This window comes from Paenibacillus auburnensis (genome assembly GCF_927798115.1).
Lineage (GTDB): Bacteria > Bacillota > Bacilli > Paenibacillales > Paenibacillaceae > Paenibacillus_AQ > Paenibacillus_AQ auburnensis.
The window spans coordinates 223,802-247,041 of sequence record NZ_CAKMMG010000004.1 but is presented as its reverse complement, the minus strand read 5'-3'; the positions used below and the strand labels follow the sequence as shown (position 1 = coordinate 247,041).

18 protein-coding genes are annotated in these 23,240 nt (G+C 53.7%); all 18 read left to right on the top strand.

Annotated features, from left to right (window positions below; translation table 11 throughout):
- Positions 1-118: 118 nt before the first annotated feature.
- The 18 genes from L6H70_RS16715 (at position 119) to L6H70_RS16630 (ending at position 23,189) form a co-directional block, all read left to right on the top strand.
- A complete protein-coding gene (locus tag L6H70_RS16715) occupies positions 119-1,486 on the top strand; it encodes a spore germination protein (protein ID WP_236335020.1) in 1,368 nt (455 codons plus the stop codon).
- On the top strand, positions 1,486-2,586 hold the full coding sequence (locus L6H70_RS16710; RefSeq protein WP_236335019.1) for a GerAB/ArcD/ProY family transporter: 1,101 nt from the start codon (positions 1,486-1,488) through the stop codon (positions 2,584-2,586). The genes L6H70_RS16715 and L6H70_RS16710 overlap by 1 nt, the downstream gene beginning before the upstream one ends.
- Entirely contained in the window at positions 2,583-3,680 is a 1,098-nt protein-coding gene (locus L6H70_RS16705; protein WP_236335018.1) for a Ger(x)C family spore germination protein, read from the top strand. The genes L6H70_RS16710 and L6H70_RS16705 overlap by 4 nt, the downstream gene beginning before the upstream one ends.
- A 73-nt stretch (positions 3,681-3,753) precedes the next feature.
- Positions 3,754-4,149 (top strand): Fur family transcriptional regulator, encoded by a 396-nt coding sequence (locus L6H70_RS16700; protein ID WP_236335017.1) that lies wholly within the window; start codon positions 3,754-3,756, stop codon positions 4,147-4,149.
- Positions 4,150-4,385: 236 nt separating this feature from the next.
- Positions 4,386-6,431: a methyl-accepting chemotaxis protein gene (locus L6H70_RS16695; protein ID WP_236335016.1), complete on the top strand. Its 2,046-nt coding sequence runs from the start codon at positions 4,386-4,388 to the stop codon at positions 6,429-6,431.
- 81 nt (positions 6,432-6,512) lie between these two features.
- The gene (locus L6H70_RS16690) at positions 6,513-7,325 is read left to right on the top strand and encodes a uroporphyrinogen-III synthase (protein ID WP_236335015.1); all 813 of its coding nucleotides are present in this window, start codon (positions 6,513-6,515) and stop codon (positions 7,323-7,325) included.
- 138 nt (positions 7,326-7,463) lie between these two features.
- Positions 7,464-8,096, top strand: coding sequence for a ThuA domain-containing protein (locus L6H70_RS16685; RefSeq protein ID WP_236335014.1), 633 nt, complete (start codon positions 7,464-7,466; stop codon positions 8,094-8,096).
- Between the two features lie 104 nt (positions 8,097-8,200).
- Positions 8,201-8,548 carry a phasin family protein gene (locus tag L6H70_RS16680; RefSeq protein ID WP_236335012.1) on the top strand — a complete coding sequence of 116 codons (348 nt, stop codon included), beginning with the start codon at positions 8,201-8,203 and terminating at the stop codon, positions 8,546-8,548.
- A complete protein-coding gene (locus tag L6H70_RS16675; protein ID WP_236335011.1) occupies positions 8,549-10,225 on the top strand; it encodes an ABC1 kinase family protein in 1,677 nt (558 codons plus the stop codon).
- Between the two features lie 378 nt (positions 10,226-10,603).
- Complete coding sequence (locus tag L6H70_RS16670; protein ID WP_423802841.1) at positions 10,604-12,487, top strand: DEAD/DEAH box helicase; 1,884 nt, start codon at positions 10,604-10,606, stop codon at positions 12,485-12,487.
- A 197-nt stretch (positions 12,488-12,684) separates the two neighbouring features.
- On the top strand, positions 12,685-13,653 hold the full coding sequence (locus L6H70_RS16665) for a D-alanyl-D-alanine carboxypeptidase family protein (protein WP_236335009.1): 969 nt from the start codon (positions 12,685-12,687) through the stop codon (positions 13,651-13,653).
- 149 nt (positions 13,654-13,802) lie between these two features.
- Positions 13,803-14,141 carry a DUF3243 domain-containing protein gene (locus tag L6H70_RS16660; RefSeq protein WP_236335008.1) on the top strand — a complete coding sequence of 113 codons (339 nt, stop codon included), beginning with the start codon at positions 13,803-13,805 and terminating at the stop codon, positions 14,139-14,141.
- Positions 14,142-14,224: 83 nt separating this feature from the next.
- The gene (locus tag L6H70_RS16655) at positions 14,225-14,701 is read left to right on the top strand and encodes a glutathione peroxidase (protein ID WP_206102335.1); all 477 of its coding nucleotides are present in this window, start codon (positions 14,225-14,227) and stop codon (positions 14,699-14,701) included.
- A 240-nt stretch (positions 14,702-14,941) separates the two neighbouring features.
- Positions 14,942-16,576, top strand: coding sequence for a formate--tetrahydrofolate ligase (locus L6H70_RS16650; protein ID WP_236335007.1), 1,635 nt, complete (start codon positions 14,942-14,944; stop codon positions 16,574-16,576).
- A gap of 337 nt (positions 16,577-16,913) precedes the next feature.
- Positions 16,914-18,278: an FAD-dependent oxidoreductase gene (locus L6H70_RS16645; RefSeq protein WP_236335005.1), complete on the top strand. Its 1,365-nt coding sequence runs from the start codon at positions 16,914-16,916 to the stop codon at positions 18,276-18,278.
- 244 nt (positions 18,279-18,522) lie between these two features.
- Entirely contained in the window at positions 18,523-19,350 is an 828-nt protein-coding gene (locus L6H70_RS16640) for a formate/nitrite transporter family protein (RefSeq protein WP_236335003.1), read from the top strand.
- 384 nt (positions 19,351-19,734) lie between these two features.
- Positions 19,735-21,837: a molybdopterin-containing oxidoreductase family protein gene (locus L6H70_RS16635; RefSeq protein ID WP_236335001.1), complete on the top strand. Its 2,103-nt coding sequence runs from the start codon at positions 19,735-19,737 to the stop codon at positions 21,835-21,837.
- 134 nt (positions 21,838-21,971) lie between these two features.
- The gene (locus tag L6H70_RS16630) at positions 21,972-23,189 is read left to right on the top strand and encodes an MFS transporter (protein ID WP_236334999.1); all 1,218 of its coding nucleotides are present in this window, start codon (positions 21,972-21,974) and stop codon (positions 23,187-23,189) included.
- Positions 23,190-23,240: the final 51 nt, after the last annotated feature.

Below are 23,240 nucleotides of genomic sequence, written 5' to 3'. Positions count from 1 at the left end.
TTTCATTTATTACCACATTACTGGTAAAAGAAACCTGGCAGCGCCAGGTGCATGAAATAAGAACTGCTGTGCCAAAATAAGGTTTAGCTTCCGGAGAATTAGGCAGAGGAGGATAATGATGCCTGCGCAGCAGATCGTGGAGGAAGTATCCGTACAATGGATCAAAGAGCAGCTGGACCATTTTGCGGACCTGGAGGAAAGAATGCTGACGGCGCCTTCGGGGAAGGCGGGCTTACTGTATATCAAAAGCATCACCGACCCGCAGATCATTAACCGCAGTATTATCGCGCCATTTTACGAGATAGATAACACGCAGGTCTATTCAGATTATCTGAGCTCCTATCCCGGCAGCGAAGAGGGAAAGACAGGGCAGCATGCACTGGAGCTGATGCTGGGCGGTTATGCCTGTGTCCACATCGAGGGGAAATTATGCTTCTTCGATGCGCTGAAGGCGGAGACCAGAAGTGTCAGTGAGAACATGACGGAAAGTGTAACACAGGGTCCATCCGATGCGCTGACCGAAAACCTGGCTGTGAACCTGAATCTGATCCGCCGGCGCTATCAATCCACCGAACTTAAAATGGAGTCGATGCTGATCGGAAACATTTCAAGAACAAAGGTAGCGATCCTCTACGATGACAGCCGGGTGAACCATCAGGTGCTGGACGAGCTGCGGGAGAGGCTCGGGACTCTGAGAATAGATATTCTGCAGGCTTCAGGAGAACTTGAGAAATATATCAGAAGCGACAAGCTGCGTATCTTCCCAAAAACAATAGTGACTGAAAGACCGGACCGGGTTGTATTCAATCTGGCCGAGGGGAAAATTGCGGTGATGCTGGATACTACAGGCTACGCGATCCTGTTGCCGGTAATCTTCAATGATTTTTTTGTGGCGATGGATGATAAGATCCAGCTTCCTTTTGTAGGACGGTTCTTGAAGCTGCTGCGGATCACAGGCGTAGCCATGACGTTGTGGCTGCCGGCGCTGTATGTAGCCTTTACCTCCTATAATCCGGAAATTGTACGTGTGCAGATTGCGCTGCTGATTGCCGGGAGCCGGGCAACCGTCCCTTATCCTTCCTTTGTGGAAGTGCTGATTATGCTGGTCATGATGGAGTTTCTGACAGAGGCGAGCCTGCGGCTGCCCCGTGCGATCGGACCGACGGCAACGACAGTCGGCGGTCTGATTCTTGGGCAGGCCGCAACGGCGGCAGGACTGGTCGGTAATATTATGATCATTCTGGTGTCTGTGGTGGCGATCTCCAATTTTATGATTCCCCTGAATATGATGAGCTTTTCGATCCGTGTGCTGAAATATTTATTTATCATAGCCGCAGCTGCTCTCGGCCTGGTCGGCGTCGTGGTCTGCCTGGTCGGATTCACGATGTATCTGTGCAGCCAGCGTAGCTTCGGCCAGCCGTATTTCAAAATGTTCTTCCTGGACAGCCTCGGAAACTCAGGCAAGCAGAAGGGCGGCGGGCGCTGATGACTCAGAACCGCTATTTTTACTGGCTTTTTATAATGAACAGCCTGATCAATATTATCAATTTTGTCCCGAGAGAACTAATGGATACACGCTTTAAGGGAGCACAAACCTCGATCCTTGCGGCAGTAGTGCTGGGAACAGCGTTTGTCTATCTTTTCACCGCACTCATGGCAAAGTTTCCGGGCAAAGGCATTCAGGAGATCCTGGACACCGCCTTTTCCAGAGTGTTCATTATTCCGCTGATGGTTATTTTTGCTGCTCTATGGTGTGCAGCCGGACTGATTACGATCCTGTCGTTTATCGATATTACGCTGCGTTTTATCAGTCCGGATACCGGCCCGTATCTGGTAGTGCTCGGCTTTCTGGTGGTTGTCTTTTTTTGCGCCCGCATGGATTCTCTGTCCCTGCTGTACGGGCTGGAGGTGATGCTGGGAATCAGCGTGCCGTTAATTTTATATACGCTTTTCAAAGCGGTGACTAATCCGGATTTCAGCTGGGATGCGGTTCTGCAGATCATCACTTATTTTCCTCATGCACCGGATGTCAAAAGCATGGCCGCAGCCACTTTTTCCTTCAGCGGTTACATCAATATGGCTGTATTCAACCGGGTGTTACCCAAGCTTCGGCTGAAGCACCGCTGGATCTTGGGGGTTCAGGGACTGGCAGTGCTGCTGCTGACCTTCTATGTTCCAATAGGATATTTCGGCACGGTTGCGGTGGAGAGGCATGTCTATACGTGGTTTTCTACGGCCGACAGTATCGGGATTAATACCTTTATAATTGAGCGGATGCTGTTTATTTTTTATTTTGCTTATCTTAATCTGTCGCTGACCAGTGTGATTATCCATTGGCATGTAGGCAAGGAACTGCTGACCGGGCTGTTCCCCTCCCCCAAAAACCCAAAGTCCAAGGCGAAAGTATGGAGGGAGCTAGCTATACTTGGCTTGTTCAGTGCAGTCACTCTGATCTTAATGAGGCTTGATCAATACCAGCTCAATGCTTTGGGTATATGGTTTCTGCTTGCCCGCTGGTTAGGGGAGTTACTGCTGATTATGCTGCTGTTCTACTGTTACACCGTGCTGAGGAGGCGGAATCCGTGAGGAGATTGCTGTTAGGGATCGGTCTCCTGCTATTGTGTCTGACAACAGGCTGTGAATACAAGGATATTGACCGGCGGATATTTGTGGTGGCGATTGGCATTGATCCCGGGGAGAAGGCGGGTAATTTCAAGGTTAGCCTGAAGCTTGCGATCCCCCAGGGAGATGTGACCAAGATTGACGAAAAGATGCAGATTCTCACCGAGGAATCCTCCAGCATTTCCGAGGCGCTGCGCAGAATGAAATCCAAGGTCGAGAAGGAACTGGACTACGTGCATTGTAAATCACTGATCGTAGGGGAAAAACTTGCGGCGGAGGATATTAGGCATGTCCTGGACTGGGCCGTGCGCCGCAGGGATATCCAGCTTATTCTTAATTTTGCCGTTGGCCGCCCGGAGGCACTTCAGGTCATTGAGGTAAAACCCCCGTCAGAGCGGATTCCCTCCAATTCGCTGATCATGGCCATGAGCGGACAAGGAACAGAATCCCCCTTTATTGCCAGTGTATATGCCTATCAGCTGATGAGGGATATCTATGAGAACGGGAAGAACCCCATTCTGCCGGTTATTGAAGCACAGGGCAAAGAACAGTTTTTGATTAATAAAATCGCCCTGCTGGATAAACAAAAAATCCGGCTGGTGCTGAGTGCAAATGAAACCAGGCTGTTTAATCTGCTCACCCGCTCAAATCTGCGTACTAATTTTCCGGCTACGGTGGATGACGGGAAATACCAGTACTATACAGAGAGCAGCTCCTCCAGCTACCGGATTATCACCACTAAGGAAGGCGAGCCTGCTATCCGCTACAAAATCAAAATCAAAGGCATTCTAGAGGAGAGCAGCACGCAGGAGATCGTCACCCACAGCCTGCTGCGGCAAATATCTGACGCCGGGGCGGAAGCCCTGAATCAGGAAGTCGGAGCCTTGCTGTATAAAGTACGGGACAGCGGACTTGACCCTTTCGGCTGGGGGATCCACTACGGAGCCCGTCACTGGAATAACAGCACAGAAATGAGGGATTGGGAGCGGTTGTATCCCCGGCTGAAGTTTCAGGTGGAAGCTGACGTGGGGGTGAAATATTCCGGAATGATCAGATAGGCGGTAGAATGGATTGACGCTGGGGTATTCAGGATTTATACTTGATCTAAAAATAAGTTAAAGGATGATAAAGATGAGAAACCTGAATTTGACCTCACAGCGGCAAGCCGTTTATGATATCGTCCGTAATTCGCATGACCATCCGACTGCCGCAGAAGTGATGAACCGGCTGGTAGAGCAGGGACATAACCTGGCCTACGGCACGGTGTATAACTCGCTGCGTTATCTTACCGATAAACAGATGATCCGTGAGCTGAAGCTGGGTGAGGCCGCCAGCAGATACGATGCCCGCCTGGACGATCACCAGCATATCCTTTGCGATGTTTGCGGTGCTGTGGATGAAGTAATGACCCATGTGCCGGAGGAATGGATGAATACAGTGGCTGAGGAAACCGGGTATACGATATCCCATGCCCATGTAGTATTCGGAGGCGTATGCCCGGCCTGCAAGAACAAGACGGTGAATTAAGAGCGGAACAGGACCTGCAGAATTTATTACGTGCGCAGGAAGGTTAATATATAACAAAAGACCGTTTTCATATGAACGGTCTTTTTTTGCTTTTCTATCAAAATTCTCAGATATTATAGGAATATAAGAATAAATAATGCTCAAAAAAAGGGATTCCACGTGCGATATATAATTATATATATCCTATACTAAACCACTCGTACTTAAGACCCAGAGGAAAGAGAGCGTGAATCCCCATGACTAAAAAATTCAACATAAACATCCGTATGAAGCTTATTCTTACATACCTGCTTGTCCTGCTGGTTCCCAGCATCATCATCGGCTGGCAGACCTATCAATCCGCAAGCAGCAGGGTAGAAGCACAGCTGATGAATAATGCTGCGGAGAGCGTAGCGGCGGTCAATGAGATCATCAATGCCAACATCCAGTCTAAAATAAACGATATCAATTATTTCGCTGCACAGCTTACTGCAGATGCAGTCAATGCAGAAGCGGGAGGAGCCCCGGCTGACATTACTGCCCGGTTGAAGGAATACGCAGCGCTGCACCCCGACGTACTTGATATTTATGTTGGAACGAGCCGGGCCGGTACGTTACATGCATCTGAGGCTAAACTGCCGGACGGGTATGACCCGCGCAAGCAGAATTCCTATGTCAGCGCCCTTAAGCACGGCAAGGGTATCGTAATTTCACCGGCGTTTGAGACCGTAAATAAGGTGACAGCGATCGCTATCTCGGCTGTGCTTGAAGGGGGTAACGGCGTGGTGGCGCTCGACCTTGATCTGTCGGCACTGGCTGATCTGACCAATATTAAAGTGGGCGAGCAGGGGTATATCTTCATTGTCGACAGCAGCAAAAAGTACCTTGTACATCCTACAGAGACGCTAGGACAGGAATCCTCAGAGGATTTTGTGAAGAAGATGTTCGAAGCCGAAAGCGGCTCCTTTAATTATGTCTACAAGGATTTACCTAAAAAAATGACGTATAAGCTGAATGATCTAACCGGCTGGAGAATCGGGGGCACCATCAGTAAAAGTGAGGTATCCAGCGCGACTGCCGACATCCGTAATACCGCTATTCTTGTAATCGGGATCTCGGTCTTGCTGGCAATGGTACTAATCTACCTCAATGTGGAGTCCATTCTGCGGCCGCTTAACAGGCTCCGCAAAGCTACCGCGGTCATTGCGAAGGGAGATCTTTCAGAGGATATTGGAGTATTCCGCCGGGATGAGCTCGGCATGCTCGCCGACAACTTCCGGTCAATGGTCGCGAGCCTACGTGAAATGATTATCGGTGTGCAGGAGATGACCGACGATGTGTCCTCTTCCGCTGAGGAGCTTGCAGCCGGCGCTGAGCAGACAACCAGAGCCATTGAGCATGTTACTCTGGCGATTCAGGAAGTAGCGGCAGGCACAGAACGCCAGGCGGACAGTGTGGAAAAAGGAATGGAGAGTACAGCAGCCACAGCTGGTGAGGTTCAGAATATTTCCGGCTTCATGGAGCAGGTCTCTGCAATGATGGACAAGACGTCGCAGTCTGCTTCCGAGGGTAATGATTCGGTAATCAGTGTGGTGGATAAAATCAATGGCATTCAAGAGACCGTGGAGGAGCTGGGCGGGGTAATCGATAAACTGAATGAGCGCACCGAGCAGATTCACGGTATTGTCGGCGTAATCACGGGAATCTCGCGTCAGACCAATCTGCTGGCACTGAATGCCTCCATCGAAGCCGCCCGTGCGGGTGAGCAGGGGCGCGGTTTTGCAGTGGTCGCTTCTGAAGTACGCAAGCTGGCGGAAGAATCGGAGAAGTCGGCCCGGCAGATCTCGGAGCAGATCTTCTCCATTAACGAAGAGATGAAGCAGGCAACAGTGACGATGGAAAGCGCGAAGAGCAAGGTGTCGGACGGCATCCTGGCTGTGGATACCACCGGCCGTTCGTTCTCGCGGATCCGCAGGGCAGTTAAAGGTGCTGCGGAAAAAATCGAAGCCATGGACGGGGCCGTACGCTCCCTGACGGCCGAAGCCGTAAGCATGGAACGGGCAATCGGCGAGATTGGCGGCATTTCCAGAGAGGCTGCCGGGAATACAGAGACGATCTCTGCCGCTGCTCAAGAACAGCTCGCTGCCGTAGAGGAAATTTCATCTTCGACGATGAACCTGAGCCATCTGGCGGAAGAGCTGCAGAAGCTGGTAGGCCGCTTCAAGCTTTATCCTGAGCAGGGGGGTTCCGCTGCAGTTCAGGTCAAGTCTGAGAATACCGGCAGTGCTTCTGGTCAGGAATAACCCGTCAGGCACTTTTCTTTTCCCGCTCTTTGCAAGTATACTGATAAACAATAATGCAGGGTTACGAGGGGAGAGGAGTTCATGGCAGAGCAATTAAAGGGGATTACTGTCGCTCTGGCAGGTCCGCGCAAATCAGAGGAAATGGCCAAGCTTGTGGAGAATATGGGCGGCACCGCAGTGTATCGTCCGGCCCAGGGCACGGTGTTTCTGGATGATGAGGCGCTGCGTCAAGGGCTGACCGCCTGGACCTCACAGCCACCGGATTGGGTCATTCTGACAACAGGAATGGGGCTGGATGCGATATTCGGCATGGCTGAGAACATGGGAATCGCCAGCCGGTTTCTGGAGATTCTGGCCGGATCACCTATTGCTGCGCGGGGCTACAAAACGGTCAATGCCCTGAAGAAGCGCGGACTTGTCCCGGCTGTCCGTGACGACGACGGAAGCACCAGCGGACTGATCCGCGGGCTGCAGGAATTCGATTTGCAGGGCAAAGAGATCGTGCTGCAGCTGCATGGCGAATCCGCCCCCAGGCTCACAGCCTGGCTGGAAGCGTCCGGAGCAAGGGTCCGTGAGGTGCAGCCTTACCGCCATACCCCGCCGGAGCCGGGAGCGCTGGATCTGCTGCTGGCCGACATTCTGGCGGGCAAAGTAGATGCTGTAGCTTTTACCAGTGCGCCGCAATTCCGGTTCCTGTCCGGGCACGCACGGGAGCAAGGCAAGCTGGAAGAAATGGTACAGGCCTTCGAACATGGAGTGCTGGCCGTTTCTGTAGGGAAGATTACTTCCCAAGCCCTATTAGAGGAAGGCGTGCAAAGGATCGTGATGCCCGAACATGAACGGATGGGGAGTATGTTCGTTGAACTGGGGCGTTATGTAGCCGCGAGGCGCTGAGTCAGGCGAAGAAATTCATTCCCGCCCCTGGGCGGGTTTTGTTTTTATGCCTGAGCATGGACATCCTGAGCAGTTTTACTTAGAATAGTAGCAACATGTGCGACGTTTTAAACCGAAGAACCTTGAAGGAGGATACCTATGGACAAGAGAAAATGCCTGCTGCTGGGCGATTATACCCATCCCCGTTTCCACCCGCTGCAGGGCGTGGACAAACAAATCAGCGAAATTCTGAATGACCTGCTGACCGTACAATGCTCAGAGAATAAAAAGCTGCTGCTCGGAGAGCATTTAGCCGGCTATGATCTCTGTATTTCCTATAATGAGTTGTGGAACGAGACGGTTTCTCCCCAGCAGACCGCAGGTCTGCTTAGTTATGTGAGCGGAGGGGGAGGACTCATTGTGCTGCATACCGGCATATCATTAGCCAAACGCTATGAGTTGGCCCAGCTGATCGGCGGCAGATTTACCGGCCATCCGCCGTATACTTCCCTGAACTTTAAAGTGCACGAGCATGATATTACCGAGGGCATTGAGGACTTTCAGCTGGATGAGGAGCCGTACCGCTTCGAGTTTGACCCCTTTACAGAAAAAACCATCCTGCTTGAATACGAAGCGGACGGCGAAACGCACCCGGCAGCGTGGTGTCACAGTTACGGGCAGGGACGCGTAGTGTTCCTCATGCCCGGCCATCATGAGCCCTCCTTCCGCCATCCTGCAGTCCGTGAATTGATTCTACGGGCGGCAACTTGGGCAGCCCGCATTCCCAGATAATCTCATATTGTCATTAAACCTGCCCCTTGCAGCCTGAATTTTGTGAAATAGGCCGACAAGGGGTATACTTTATCCATAACTGGAATCTTTGGGAGGAAAGTGCCATGAGTGATCTGTTCAAAAAAGCAATCTCTTTAGGAGTAGGCCTCACCATTGTCAGCAAAGAGAAGGTCGAGAAGGCAGTAGATGAGCTGGTTAAACGCGGGGAGCTCGCTCCCTCAGAATCCAAAGCGCTTGTTGACCGGCTGGTGGAACGCGGCGAAGAAGAACGCGGTGCGTTCAAGAGCGCCGTACAGGAGCAGGTTCAGCGTGTGCTCAAGGAGCTGAAGATTCCTGCACAGAGCGATATTGCAGCACTGGAAACACGGATTGCCGCACTTGAGCGGCGTGTAGCCGAGCTGGAGGGCACCTCTCCCCAGGAGGATACTATGACGGATAACGTTACGGATTAAATGGCAGTTCGAATCAGACATGCCGGGCGGTACCGGACCATTGCCATGGCGCTTATGCGTCATGGCTTCGGCTATATGGTGGAGGAGCTGGGGCTCTACCATCTGCTGTCATTGCCGCGCCGGATTATGACGCAGGAGGTCCATACGAGTCTGACAGTTGGGGAGCGCATACGGCGCGTGCTGGAGGATTTAGGACCGACCTTTGTGAAATTGGGCCAGCTCGCCAGTACCCGTTCTGATTTGCTGCCCGAGCCCATTATAGCGGAGCTGGTCAAGCTGCAGGACAATGTGCCGCCGTTTTCGGCGGAGACCGCGCGGAGTATTGTGGAGCAGGAGCTGGATCAACCGCTTCATGAAATTTTTGAAAGGTTTGAGGATACCCCTATCGCTGCGGCCTCGATTGGCCAGGTGCACCGGGCCATTCTGCATGGCGGCCAGAGCGTAGCGGTTAAGATACAGCGTCCGGGTGTGACGCGCACGATGAACCGGGATCTGGAAATCCTTCAGGATTTGAGTGCCTTGGCCGAAAGACGGCTGGACTGGGCGAAGCAATATGGACTGACCCGGATGGTGGAGGAATTCTCACGCTCACTGCTGGCCGAGCTGGATTACGCCCAGGAGGGCCGTAATGCCGAGCGTATTGCAGCCCAGCAGCCGGAGCAAGCTAAGGCCAAGGTTGTGATTCCCGCGATCTATTGGGACTACAGCTCGGCCAGGGTGCTGACAATGGAATTCGTCAGCGGGATTACACTGAACCGCCGGGATGAGCTGCTCGGACGGGGGATGAAGCTGAAGACCATTGCGCAGCAGCTGGTAGAGATGATGCTGGACCAGATTTTTATTCACGGCTTTTTTCATGCCGATCCCCATCCCGGCAATGTGATGCTGCTGGAGAATGGCAAGCTGGCACTGATTGATTTCGGGATGGTCGGGCGGCTCAGTGAAGAGATGAAGGACAGCCTGTCTGCACTGGTCATTGCGCTGATGCGCAGGAATACCGATTCGATGGTACGGGCGATTCTGCGTCTCGGGGTTATTCCCGAGGATGCCGACCGTGCCGCGCTGCGGGACGATATGGACCGGATGCGGGAGTCCTATTATGACATCCCGTTCAATCAGGTCAGTATCGGCAAGGCGTTGAACGATTTGTTCGGCATTGCCCGTAAGCACAGGCTGGTCATTCCTCCGGACCTGGCGATGCTGGGCAAAACGATGCTGACGCTGGAGGGGATTGTGGCGAATCTGGACCCTTCCTTCAGTATTGTGCAGATGGCTGAGCCCTTTGGCAGGCAGCTGGTGAAGCAGCGCTTCAGTAGCAGCCGGGTGCAGCGCAAGCTGCTCGGCGGTGTCGCTGATCTGGCTGAAAGCCTGGTGGAGCTGCCTTCACAGGCCCGCCAGCTGTCAGCGCTGATCAGCAGCGGTAAGCTGAAGGTGGAAGTGGTGGTTCCCGAGCTGAAGGGTCTGGAGCATAAGTTCAGCCGGGTCGGCAACCGCCTGTCGTTCAGCATTGTGCTGCTTGCCTTCAGCATCATTATGGCCGGGCTGATTATCGGCTCATCGCTGCGCGGCGAACCTTCTGTGCTGTGGGATTTCCCCACCGTGGAGATCGGTTCAGTCATAGCGCTGCTGATGGTGATCTGGCTGCTGCTGTCGATTTTTAAATCAGGCAGATTCTAGATGCAGCAGGTCCCGGAATAATTATTCTCGCGCAGTTACACACAAATGCCCTGATATCAAGTACAATAAGAAGGATAACTTTCTAAGCTTACTGTTTCCGTGCGCCAAAAGCCGGACAGACTATTGTATAGAGTGTAATGGAACGCAAAAGGAGTGCCGTCATGAATGTCCGGTGGATCGCTGCTGCCCTAGAAACCGAACTTTGACCGCACACCTGCAGGGCAAGAGGCGGCAAAGGGACGGAAGGACCTGGGTAGACGGGTTCTTCCGCTTTTGTTTGTCCCTTAAAGAGGGAATATGAACGTACATTACTCCGAACATGGATGCCTATAAGTTATGTAAGCAGAATAAATCCAAGAATTTAGTGAGGTGGAGCAATTGTCAGGTTTTAAGGGATTAGGAGTTTCTGAGGTATTGACTGATCTGCTAAAAGGACAAGGCATCGTCAAGCCGACGCCGGTCCAGGAAGAATCCATTCCGCCGCTGGTGCAGGGTCTGGATGTCATTGCCAGAGCAAAGACGGGTACAGGGAAGACACTGGCCTTCCTGCTGCCGATTATGGACAAGATCCGCGTAGAGGCGGCTTATCCGCAGGCGCTGATTCTCGCGCCGACGCGCGAGCTGGCACTGCAGATTACCGAAGAGGCGCGCAAGCTGGCGCGTCATACGGGTGTGAAGATTCTGGCTGTATACGGCGGGCAGGATGTAGAGAAGCAGCTGCGCAAGCTGGAAGGCGGCAGACATCTGATTATTGGTACGCCGGGAAGAGTGCTTGATCATATGCGCCGCGAGACGCTGGATCTGAACGGAGTGAAGATGCTCGTCCTCGATGAAGCAGACCAAATGCTGCATATGGGCTTCCTGGAGGATGTGGAGACGATTATCACGGCTGTGCCTTACCGCCGTCAGACGATGCTGTTCTCTGCGACGATGCCGGATCCGATCAAACGTCTGGCTGCGAATTATATGAAGGAGCCGCTTGATATCATCATCAAGAGCGGCTCGCCGATCCCGCTGGACAATATCCGCCAGCAGGTCGTTGAATGCTCAGACCGCAATAAGGAAGAAGCGCTGCAGGCACTGATTGAGCGGGACCGTCCGTACCTCGCGATTATTTTCTGCCGGACCAAGCGCCGGGTCTCGAAGCTGAATGAAGCGCTGCAGGCAGCCGGCTATGACTGTGACGAGCTGCATGGCGATCTGTCCCAGGGCAAGCGCGAAGCGGTCATGAAGCGGTTCCGCGATGCCAAGCTGCAGCTGCTGGTGGCAACGGACGTTGCCGCCCGGGGCCTTGACGTGGAAGGCATTACCCATGTTTTCAACTATGACCTGCCGCTGGATGCGGACAGCTATATCCACCGGATCGGCCGGACCGGCCGGGCCGGCGGCAAAGGCCTGGCGATCACCCTCGCCTCGCCGCGTGAATACAACCTGCTCGATCTGATCGAGCACGGGATTTCCCAGCGGCTGGACCGCCGCCGCTACGAGAAGGATGAATTCGGCGTAGGCGAATTCACCGCTGTGCAGGGCGGCGGCTCCCCGCGGGGCGGCCGCCGGAGCGGCGCGCCGGAACCGGCGCGTGCCGGCCGCGGCGGGCGCGGCCAGGGACGCAGCGGCGGAGCGCCGCGTGCGGAAGCCGGTGCACGTCCGGGCGGACGCGCACGCGGCAAGGAAGCAGGCAGCTGGGACGCGCCTGCTGAGAACCGCGGCCGCAAGGAAGCGGCCGGGGGCAAGCGCAGCGCTTATGGCGCAGCTGCGCCTAGAGGCGGGGAATCCGCCGGCAAAGGCGCGGCGAAGCCAAGACCGGGCGGCGGCTACGGCAGCTTCGACCCCCGCAGTAACAGCACGGCTGCAGGCTCTGCAGCCGGAGCGAAAGCCGCCGGCCAGCGCGGCGGCAGAGGGGCCGCCGGTTCAGGCGGCGGCCCGAGCAGCGGCTACAGCACCAATGTAGCCCGTGGCGCGGAAGCCGGCGGCTTCAGCTACGGCGCTTCCAAAGGTGCAGGCTCCGGCAGCGGCTACAACCCGGGCGGGGCTCAGGCCAGCCCTAAGCATAGAGCCAACGTGGCCCGCAGCAATGAAGCAGGTGCCTGGAGCTCGTCCGCACCGGCTTCGAAAGGCGGCGGTTCACGCGGCGGCTCCAAGGGCGGCAAAGGCGGCTTCGGCTCCGGCGGACGCAGCGGCGGAAGCGGCAGCCAGTCCCGTGGCGGCAGCCGCGGCAAGAACGCTGGCGGCTCTCGCGGCGGACGCGGCTCATCCAGATAAAGGCGCTGGATCTCATCTTTAAAACTTGTTACCATAGGGCGGTCTGCTTGCAGCTGACGTTCTGTGGTAACATTTTTTTTCGTCTGCTAAGCAGGTGCGGGAAGGTTTTTAAGAATTTGAAACATTTTGGACGCAAAGCTTGTCTATAATGTACAGCATGAAGCATTCATAACTTACTTGAGAGGAAGCAACAGCATATGTCTAGGACTGTCAAAATCGTTATCTTGTTTATCGCCGTGATTGCCGTGGGCTGGGGGATCGGTAAATACACCTCTCCCTCTCCATCGGCTTCCATAGAAGAAGGCGCGTCCGCAGGGGCGGGAAGTGATCTTCAGGCTCCGCCTAAGTCATCGTCCGAGCCATCCGTCGAGCCATCGCCCGAGCTATCGCCTGAGCCTTCGGCTGTAGCCTCGGACGCTCCAGAGGCACCCGGCACAGGAAGCGAGCCTACAGCTGCACCATCGGACAAGCCGGACAATTCCGGCAGTCAGGCTAGCGCGGAGCCTTCGCCGGCCGCAACCGCTAAGCCCACTGACGCGGGCAGCAGCGGTTCAGGCGACCCTGCGGCGGAGCAGACTGCCGCAGAACCGGACAGTATGACGGTTATGGTCAACAAACAGTATCAGCTGCCGGACGGGTACAAGCCTGCAGATCTGGTGTATCCGGATGTGCCGTTTATTTTCTCGGAAAAGATTGAGAAGCGGATGATGCGCAAGACTGCAGCCGGGGCGCTGGAGCGGATGTTCGCAGGTGCGAAGAAGGACGGTGTCTATCTGGCAGGTGTGTCCGCCTACCGTTCCGAGAAGACGCAGACCACGCTGTTTAACAACTATGTAGCCAGAGACGGCGAAGAGAAGGCCCGCACATACAGTGCAGTGCCCGGACACAGTGAGCATCAGACAGGTCTGGCGATTGACGTATCGGGCAGTGACGGCAAATGCGCCGCTGAGAGCTGCTTCGGGGGAACGAAGGAAGCCGACTGGCTGGCTGCCCATGCGGCCGAATACGGTTTTATTATCCGCTATCCGGAAGGCAAGCAGGGAATTACCGGTTATATGTACGAGCCTTGGCACATCCGTTATGTAGGTCAGGAGATTGCCAAAGAGATCGCTGCCAAAGGCATTACCCTGGAAGAATACTACGATGCCGTTCCGGTATCGAAATAACAGGCAGGCGGTTCCGGATAACGGGCCGCCTGTTTTTTTGTGTACAGCTGGCGCTGAAGCTGGTTGAAGGGGATCTGCAGGTGGTTCACCCCGGAACCGGCTGGTTAAGTAGTGGGAAACCCTATTCTTGGAGAGCGGGAGGCGGCAATATGTCCGAACATAATCATGTGGTCAGCAAGGACGGAAATGTCAGCATTAACCGGGTGAATGATGCCCTGGAGCGGATTGAACCGGAACAGAAAGAGCGGATTTTGAATAACTTTGAGGATTTTAAAGGTTATTTGAGTAAGCGCATTCAACTGGCGCAAAAAATCGGACTGGACGAAGAACAGCTCGCTGTGGCAGCCGAAAAAATCGCTGATTATCTGGCCGCTCACGAGGAGCCGCGCAATAGTGAGGAGAAGCTCCTGCTGGAGCTGTGGAAGGTCGGCAGCAAAGAAGAAAGACACCGGCTGGCGCACATGCTCGTGAAGCTGGCGCAGCAGTGAAGCATGGCCTGATTTTGTATTCATGTGCCTGCTTACGGTATGATGTGGTGGACACATGAGGCAATGGAAAGGATGAAGAGCGAATGTCGATCTACAGTTTTGCCGGAGTGACCCCTTCGGGTAAGGAAGTGCCGCTTAAGGATTATGAAGGTAAAGTGCTGCTGATAGCCAACACGGCCAGCAAATGCGGACTTACACCGCAGTATGGCGATCTTCAGAAGCTTTACGAACAGTATGGCGATCAAGGACTTGTGGTTCTGGGCTTTCCCTGCAATCAATTCGCCGGCCAGGAGCCGGGTACGAGCGAGGAAGCAGAGGAATTCTGCCAGATCAACTATGGTGTTAAATTCCCTATCTTCGCCAAAATTGATGTGAACGGACCGGAAGCCAGCCCGCTGTTTCAATATTTGAAGGGGCAGCAGCCGGGTGAGGGTGAAAGCAGTGACATCCAGTGGAATTTCACCAAGTTTCTTGTGGACCGCAGCGGTAACGTGACAGCACGGGTGGAACCGAAGGAGTCACCGGAAACGATGAAGGGGCTTATTGAATCTTTGCTGTAACCTGCTGCTTATCCTGGTAATTCCCGGAGAAACGGATACCGTCCTACAAGGACGGCTATGCCGTTTCTTTTTGTTTGGGGATCTGAAGGCTACACTAAGGATACACAGTGAAAATAGTCCTTGAAACTTTTCAGGGACACTGTATTCTTTGAAAGAGGAACATTAACGCTTAGGATGACATTCGGGTATAAACAGGGAAGCTGAACAGGATAATAACGGCAGGAGGGTTTTTAAAAAGTTATGAGGTTAATTACAGAGGTGGCATCGGCAGCAGGGATCAATGAGGAGCACTTGGAGCTATACGGTAAATATAAAAGCAAGCTCGCCCCGTCCTTATGGGAGGAACTCAAGCATAAGCCGGATGGCAAGCTGGTCCTGGTTACCGCAGTTAATCCTACCCCCGCAGGGGAAGGCAAGACGTTAACTACCATCGGGCTGGCCCAGGCGATGAATGCGACAGGAGTTAAGACGGTAGCCGCGCTCCGCGAACCTTCGCTCGGGCCATGCCTGGGGATGAAGGGTGGAGCTACCGGCGGCGGCAAAGCGCAGATTGTTCCGGCCGATGAGATCAATCTTCACTTTACAGGCGATATCCACGCGGTTACATCTGCGCATAATCTGCTGTCGGCGATGATTGATAACCATATTTTCCAGGGCAACAGTCTGGGGCTTGATCCGCAGCGCATCGTCTGGAAACGTGTCCTGGACATGAATGACCGGAGCCTGCGCAGCATTGTGACCGGGCTGGGAGACGGCAATGGTCCGGTACGCGAGAGCGGATTCCAGATTACAACGGCTTCTGAGATTATGGCCGTGCTCTGTCTGTGCAACGATCTTGCCGACCTGAAGCAGCGGCTGAGCCGGATGCTGGTCGGCTATGACATGCAGGGCCAGCCGGTGACGGCCAAGGATATCGGCGCGGTGGAGGCCATGACTGCGCTGCTAAAAGAAGCGGTGAAGCCTAATCTGGTGCAGACGCTGGAAGGAACGCCGGTGATTGTCCACGGCGGGCCTTTCGCCAACATCGCCCACGGCTGCAGCAGCGTCATCGGTACCCGCTATGCACTCAAGCTGGGCGAGGTGGTCGTGACGGAAGCCGGCTTTGGAGCAGATCTGGGTGCAGAGAAATTCATGGATATCAAATGCCGCCAGGCGGGCCTTGCCCCTTCGGCAGCCGTGCTCGTTGTTACGGTGAAATCGCTGAAGTACAACGGCGGTGTGCGCAAGGAAGAGCTGTATGCCGGCAACCGGGCCGCGCTGCTCTCGGGAATTGCGAACATGGAGCGCCATATTGAGAATCTTGGTAAATTCGGTGTGCCGGTACTGGTGGCGCTGAATCACTTTGAGGGCGATGCGCCGGATGAAGTGAGCGATGTGCTGGAGGCCTGCCGCCGCTTGGGTGTACCTGCTGCGGTCTCTAAGGTATGGGCCGAAGGCAGTGCGGGCGGGCAGGAGCTGGCAGCCGAACTGAAAAAGCTGCTGGGCCAGGATCAGGCCGTAAAGTTCGCTCCGCTGTATGAGGATCACCTGGACATTCCGTCCAAGATCAACAAAATCGTCACCGAAATCTATCACGGCTCAGGGGTAGCCTTCTCACCGGCGGCGAAACGCAGTCTGGCTGTCATTGAGAAGCTTGGCCTGCAGCAGCTTCAAGTATGTATGGCCAAAACCCCGTATTCCTTCTCTGACCAGCCGAGACTGCTTGGCGCCCCTGAGGGCTTCACAATGGGCATCCGGGATATTACATTGTCGCTGGGTGCCGGCTTTGCTGTTGTGATTACAGGCAATATCGTCACCATGCCGGGGCTTCCGGCCAAGCCGGCAGCTGAAGGGCTGCGGGTGGACGAAGACGGTGTACTTCACGGTCTGGAATAGTCTTATTATTATAGAGTGCATATCCTGTAAATTCCCAGTGCTAAGCGAAGTCCGCTTGGCACTGTTTTTATTCACAACTGAATTCCCCTCCGCTTCCTCCTGCTCCCTGCTGCATAAGGACATAAACTGCGCCCATCCGGAGAAACTAAGGCAATCGAAGCAGGGCACAGGCTGCAGCTAACGCGGCATCAGACGAACCTATTTGTGAACAATGTGAGAAAAATCACAATTATACTTGTAATGTGATAAAAATCACAATATAATCAGTGTATAAAGTGAAATTAATCACAAACGAAAACAAATAAATATGCTTGTCAATTTGGAGGAGGAAGAAATCATGAAAGTAGCAGTCATTGGATGTACCCATGCCGGAACCGCCGCAATTGTTAATACCGCACAGCTTTACCCGGACGCCGAGATTACGGTTTACGAACGCAATGATAATATTTCCTTCTTGTCGTGCGGTATTGCTCTATATGTGGGCGGAGTCATTAAAGATCCGCAAGGCCTGTTCTATTCGTCACCGGAAAAGCTTGCTGAACTCGGTGTTACAACTAAGATGCGCCATGAGGTCATCAAGGTAGACACAGCCGGCAAAACACTGCGCGCCCGCAATCTGGCGACCGGTGAGGAATTCAATGATTCTTATGACAAGCTCATCATGACGACGGGTTCATGGCCGATTGTTCCGAAGCTGGAAGGCATGGAGCTGGACGGCATTCTGCTCTCGAAGAACTATAACCATTCCAATACCATTATTGAGAGAGCACAGCAGGTCAACAGAATTACGGTTGTTGGTGCCGGATATATCGGTGTAGAGCTGGTAGAAGCTTTCCAGATGAACGGCAAGCAGGTAACGCTGATTGATGGCGAAGACCGCATCCTGAGCAAATACCTCGATGAGGAATTCACCACTCCGATCCAGAAGTCGCTTGAGGATCATGGTATTAAGCTGGCTCTCGGTGAAAAGGTCAGCTCGTTTGCCGGAGAGAATGGTAAAGTAACCAAAGTGATTACGAGCAAAGGCGAGCATGAGACGGATCTGGTTATCCTCTGCATCGGCTTCCGTCCGAATACAGAGCTGCTGAAGGGACAGGTTGATATGCTTCCTAACGGCGCAATCATGGTCAATGATTATATGCAGACCAGCCTGCCGGATGTCTTCGCTGCCGGTGACAGCTGTGCAATCCATTATAACCCGACCGGACAGCATGCCTATATTCCGCTTGCAACGAATGCGGTCCGTATGGGAACACTGGTTGCCCGCAATCTGGTGGAGAACACTATTCCTTACATGGGAACACAGGGAACTTCGGGAATCAAGATCTATGAGGATAACATCGCCGGCACCGGCCTGACTGAGGATGCAGCGAAGCATGAAGGTATGGATGTAGAAAGTGTAATGATTACCGACAACTACCGTCCGGAATTTATGCCAACCTTTGAACAGGTGCAGTTGAAAGTAGTCTATGCCCGCGGTACCCGCCGGATTCTCGGTGCGCAGATTATGTCCAAGATGGATCTGACCCAATCGATCAATACCGTATCGGTCTGCATTCAGAACCGCATGACCGTGGACCAGCTGGCCTTCATTGATTTCTTCTTCCAGCCGCATTACAACAAGCCTTGGAACTTCCTGAATACAGCGGGCCTTCAGGCCTTGCCGAAAACTATCGAACGTAAAGAACCCGTAACAGTATAATAAAAAGCTGAAAACCGGAGTGGTAGGCTCCGGTTTTTTTGTGCTGTCTGCACAGGCCACGAAAAAGTGACCCCGTGTGTTTTTTATCCTATGCACCTTCTCCTTACTAAGGTAAATTTGACATGTCAGTGAAAACTTTCACGAAGTCTTTCTTGAGGTGACATTTATCACGTAAATGTGATTGGGATCACGCTACAATGGCATAAAGGAACAAATTTTAAGTAAATAGAAGGGGATAGGAATCATGGCTTATAACAAACCGCAGCAGATCGCCGAGGTCACGGTAGAGAACGGGATCAAGAAAGCCCACAACCCGCTTGCCGCCGTACTCATTCTCGGTTTTCTGGGAGGAGCGTTTATTGCGCTCGGATTTTTACTGGATATTCGCGTCATTGCCGGCGCTCCGAAGGAATGGGGCTCCATCGCTAACTTTATCGGGGCTTCCGTCTTCCCGGTAGGGCTTATTCTGGTGCTGCTGGCCGGAGGGGAACTTCTGACAGGCAATATGATGGCAGTACCGCTGGCGTTCATGGCGAAGAAGATTTCGTTCTGGGAAGTGATCAAGAACCTGGTGCTGATTACGCTTAGCAATCTGGCAGGTGCATTGTTCGTTGCTTATTTCTTCGGTCACGTGGTCGGTCTCACGGCAGATGGAGTATACCTGGATAAACTGGTCGATATGGCCGGACATAAGATTGATGCAACCTTCCTGCAGGCTTTTGTCTCGGGGATTGGCTGTAACTGGCTGGTAGCACTGGCAGTTTGGCTCTCCTACGGAGCAGATAATTTCAGCGGCAAAATTCTCGGGATCTGGTTCCCGACGATGGCCTTCGTAGCTATCGGCTTCCAGCACGTTGTAGCTAACATGTTCCTGATCCCTGCTGCAATATTCGAAGGACATTTCACCTGGGCCCAGTATTTCGGCAACTTTGCTCCGGTCTGGCTCGGCAATCTTACCGGGGGAGCCATTTTTGTAGGGGCAGCCTATTATATGGCTTACCTGCGCAAAGCGCCTGCGGCTGTTCAAGCGGTAGAAGGCGTAGCTGCTTCCGGTGTGAAGAAACACGCTTAAGTTACAGACTCAGGCAGCCTGAAATGAACTTATAAGATACACTTACTGTCATAGACATTCCTTACGCTTGTTTATCTCCAGTCCGGTTAATGCGGATATGTGGGGATAAACGCTTAGGGAATGTCTTTTTATTATGGGGATTTATCAACTACGGACAACACAAAATTCGCCGTGCATATCCGACTCGGGGGAACGAAATCGGGCTCACGGCGAATAAATAGGGAGTGTTTCATATGCTCTATTACCCGGGGATTCTTAGAACGAAACAGGGCGTTTACAGCTATTTTCTTTACGCCCGGAAGAGCTGGGCTTACAATGAAAAAACAAGCAATTTTATGAATTCAGTGAATATCAAAACCAAAGATAAAAGGGAGGACTATAGCCTTGAAGCATAGCAAGGACGGTATATTTCCAGCGGTATGTCCACTGGATTGCCCAGACACCTGCGGACTGCTGGTGCATAAACAGGACGGAAAAATTGTAAAAGTAGAAGGTAATCCCGAGCACCCGGTGACCCGGGGAGCCATCTGCAATAAAGTGCGGAACATGGCGGAGCGCGTACACCATCCCGAGCGTCTGATGCATCCCCTCCGCCGCACCGGCCCGAAGGGCAGCGGAGCCTTCGAGCAGATCAGCTGGGATGAAGCAATCACGGAAATTGCCGGACGCTTCAAACAGCTGTCGCAGGAATACGGGCCGGAGAGCATCCTCCCGTACTATTTTTACGGCAATATGGGCGTGCTCAGCGTGGGCGGCATGGACCGGCGCTTCTTTAACAGACTGGGCGCAAGCCAGCTGGATGCCAAAATCTGCAGCGCGGCCGGCACGGCCGGCTGGGTGTACACTATGGGAATGGACGGGGGAGCCAGCCCGGAGGATACGGTAAATGCCGATCTGATTATCGTCTGGGGCGGCAATATTGTGAGTACCAACATGCATCAGGTCGTATTCGCGGAGCAGGCGCGTAAGCGCGGAGCGAAGGTAGTAGTCATTGATGTGCACCGCAACCGGACAGCCCAGTGGGGGGACTGGTTCCTTCCGCTCTACCCCGGTACAGATACCGCACTGGCGCTGGGACTGATGCATATTCTGTTCCGGGACGGGCTGACGGACGATGCCTTTCTCGAAAAGTACACCGTAGGACATAAGGAACTGCGTGAGCAGGCGCTGGGCTATCCGCCAGAACTGGTATCGCAGATTACCGGCGTGGCCGTGCAGGATATCGAACAGCTTGCCAAGCTGTACGGCGAAGCGAAGGTGCCGTATATCCATATCGGCAACGGTCTGCAGCATCACGACAATGGCGGGATGAATGTCCGCAGCATCGCCTGTCTGCCGGCGCTGGTCGGCGCGTGGCTGAAGCCGGGCGGAGGGGCGGTCAAGTCTAACGGCGCCTATTCCTCGACCAACGGCCGGGCGCTGGCCCGTCCCGATCTACGGAGCAATCCGCGGGCGCGTAGCATCAATATGAACCGGATCGGCGAGGCGCTGGAGCAGAAAGAGCAGCCGGTTATGAGCCTGTTCGTCTACTGCAGCAATCCGCTTGTGGTTGCCCCTAATGCCGATAAGGTAAAGGCAGGCTTTGCCCGTGAGGATCTGTTCACGGTTGTGCATGATCTGTTTATGACCGACACGGCGCTGTACGCCGATATCGTGCTGCCGGCAACTTCCACTTTTGAAAATACGGATTTATTCGGTTCTTACTGGCATCATTATATGCAGCTTCAGGAGCCTGTTCTGGAGAAGCAGGGCGAGTGCAAAAGCAATGTGGAGCTTTTCTCGCTGCTTGGACAGGCCATGGGCTTTGAACCGGAAATCTTCGGCCAGTCCGAGCTTGAGATGATCCGTGAGACACTTGACCATCCCCGCAATCCGTATATGAACGGGGTCACGCTGGATCGGCTGATGGCGGAACGGTTCGTCAAGCTGGACATGACACCCAAAGAGCATTATTTGGAGAACCTGCCCACCCCTTCAGGCAAAATCGAGCTTTATTCCAAAGCGATGGAGCAGGCAGGCTTGCCTCCGCTGCCTCAGTATACCCCGCTGAAGGAAGGGTATGACGGGATGCGGCGTCCCGAGCAGGGCGCAGCGTATCCGCTGATGTTCATCTCTCCGCCGAACCATAATTTCCTGAACTCGACGTTCGGCAATGTGGGCAAGCATAAGAAGATGGAGAAAAAACCGGCACTGCAGATTCATCCGGAGGATGCGGCGGCACGGGATATAGCGGACGGTGATGATATAACCGTGTATAACGGCAGAGGTATAGTAGAACTCACGGCTATGGTGACGGAGAAAATGCTGCCGGGTACAGTGATCAGTCAGGGGCTGTGGTGGGAAGGCCAGGGGACAAGGCAGCGGGTGAATGTGCTTACGCCGGACCGGCTGAGTGACATGGACGGCGGGGCGACTTTTTTCTCGGCCACCGTTGAAGTGAAGAAGCGGGAGCAGGCCTTGGCTTCACCCGATCCTATGCAGCTTTAGATCAGGAGGCATCAATAATTCTGTGTTTGTGTGACGCGTCAGAACGTCAATGCATAAGCTTGCCCTTCACCCTGTTTTGGGCGGATACTGGATGGAATTAAGACATATATGTAACAGGGGATGAAAGACAAGTCATGAAGTTTCTGCAAGACTATCCGAAGGAAGTCAAAGTATTTTTGATCGCAAGTCTCGTCAATGCGACCGGCAGTGCACTCATGTGGCCGCTTGTGACGATGTATGTATTCGATGAGCTGGGGCGCAGCATGAAGGATGCTGCACTCGTTATTGTTATTCAATCGCTCGGGGGAATCGCCGGACAATTGTTGGGCGGATCGCTCTATCATAAGGTCGGTGTGAAACAGCTGATTGTCGGCGGTCTGGCCATGAATGCCCTCGCTTTGTTCGCCCTGCCTGCGGCAAGCGGAAACTGGCATATGTTCATGGTGGTTATGGGTCTCGTGGGGCTATTCAACTCCATGTCGCAGCCTGCGATTCAGGCCTTTGTCGGCTTCCGCTTTGCAGAGCGGCGGGGGGAGCTCTTCAATGTAATCTATGTTGCGAATAATATCGGGGTGGCGCTGGGCACGGGGCTCAGCGGGGTGCTGGCTGATCTTTCCTATAAGCTGAGCTTTGTGATGAACGGGCTAACCTCGGCTATATTCGCTGTGTTTTTTCTGGTCTATCTGCGGAAAATCGGTAATGCTCCGGCTCATAATGAACTGCAGCAGAGGTCCCGTCACCGGGACCAGTCCGGCTGGAAGCTGATGGGGAACACCCGGATCTATTTGTATATGGCGCTTGGCTCCATGTTCCTCCTGCTTGGCAACTCGGTCTGGAATACAGGCGTATCGCCGTTTATTATTTCGGAAGGCTGGTCTAAAAGCCTGTACAGCTTTCTATGGACGCTCAACGGTATCCTGATCTTTGCCGCACAGCCGCTGGTCAGCCTCATCAAACGCTGGTTTGCCCGAACTTCAACCGCCCAGATGACGGCAAGTGCCGTATTCTATTTGAGTGGATACGCAGTTATTCTGTTAATGCCGAGTTATCCCGGCATGGTGCTGGCGATGGTGCTGGCAACGCTGGGCGAGATGCTGATTTCACCGGCAACCCCGGCCTTTATCTCGGATTATGCCGGACGGAATGCCCCTTTCTATTTAGGCCTCAGCGGGGGCATCGGTGCTGCCGGCAGAGTTATCGGGCCGTATCTAATGGGCAGCCTGTATGATACCGGCGGGCTTGCGCCCACCGCCTGGCTCGCCTGCGGAATGGCAGTACTTGCGGTAGGCTTCTTTATCATCCATGCATATGTTAACCGTTCAGCCCGTACACTGGAACAAAATACGGTATAATGGATGCAAAGGGAATGAACTGCGGAATGGTGAACCTAGAGATATTTTAAA

Excerpts from the sequence above, each read along its gene's own strand:
- L6H70_RS16700 (WP_236335017.1), top strand. The coding sequence starts at position 3,754 with ATGAGAAACCTGAATTTGACCTCACAGCGGCAAGCCGTTTATGATATC.
- L6H70_RS16715 (WP_236335020.1), top strand. The coding sequence starts at position 119 with ATGCCTGCGCAGCAGATCGTGGAGGAAGTATCCGTACAATGGATCAAA.
- L6H70_RS16690 (WP_236335015.1), top strand. The coding sequence starts at position 6,513 with ATGGCAGAGCAATTAAAGGGGATTACTGTCGCTCTGGCAGGTCCGCGC.
- L6H70_RS16660 (WP_236335008.1), top strand. The coding sequence starts at position 13,803 with ATGTCCGAACATAATCATGTGGTCAGCAAGGACGGAAATGTCAGCATT.
- L6H70_RS16695 (WP_236335016.1), top strand. The coding sequence starts at position 4,386 with ATGACTAAAAAATTCAACATAAACATCCGTATGAAGCTTATTCTTACA.
- L6H70_RS16645 (WP_236335005.1), top strand. The coding sequence starts at position 16,914 with ATGAAAGTAGCAGTCATTGGATGTACCCATGCCGGAACCGCCGCAATT.
- L6H70_RS16680 (WP_236335012.1), top strand. The coding sequence starts at position 8,201 with ATGAGTGATCTGTTCAAAAAAGCAATCTCTTTAGGAGTAGGCCTCACC.
- L6H70_RS16665 (WP_236335009.1), top strand. The coding sequence starts at position 12,685 with ATGTCTAGGACTGTCAAAATCGTTATCTTGTTTATCGCCGTGATTGCC.
- L6H70_RS16685 (WP_236335014.1), top strand. The coding sequence starts at position 7,464 with ATGGACAAGAGAAAATGCCTGCTGCTGGGCGATTATACCCATCCCCGT.
- L6H70_RS16630 (WP_236334999.1), top strand. The coding sequence starts at position 21,972 with ATGAAGTTTCTGCAAGACTATCCGAAGGAAGTCAAAGTATTTTTGATC.
- L6H70_RS16640 (WP_236335003.1), top strand. The coding sequence starts at position 18,523 with ATGGCTTATAACAAACCGCAGCAGATCGCCGAGGTCACGGTAGAGAAC.
- L6H70_RS16710 (WP_236335019.1), top strand. The coding sequence starts at position 1,486 with ATGACTCAGAACCGCTATTTTTACTGGCTTTTTATAATGAACAGCCTG.
- L6H70_RS16655 (WP_206102335.1), top strand. The coding sequence starts at position 14,225 with ATGTCGATCTACAGTTTTGCCGGAGTGACCCCTTCGGGTAAGGAAGTG.
- L6H70_RS16650 (WP_236335007.1), top strand. The coding sequence starts at position 14,942 with ATGAGGTTAATTACAGAGGTGGCATCGGCAGCAGGGATCAATGAGGAG.
- L6H70_RS16675 (WP_236335011.1), top strand. The coding sequence starts at position 8,549 with ATGGCAGTTCGAATCAGACATGCCGGGCGGTACCGGACCATTGCCATG.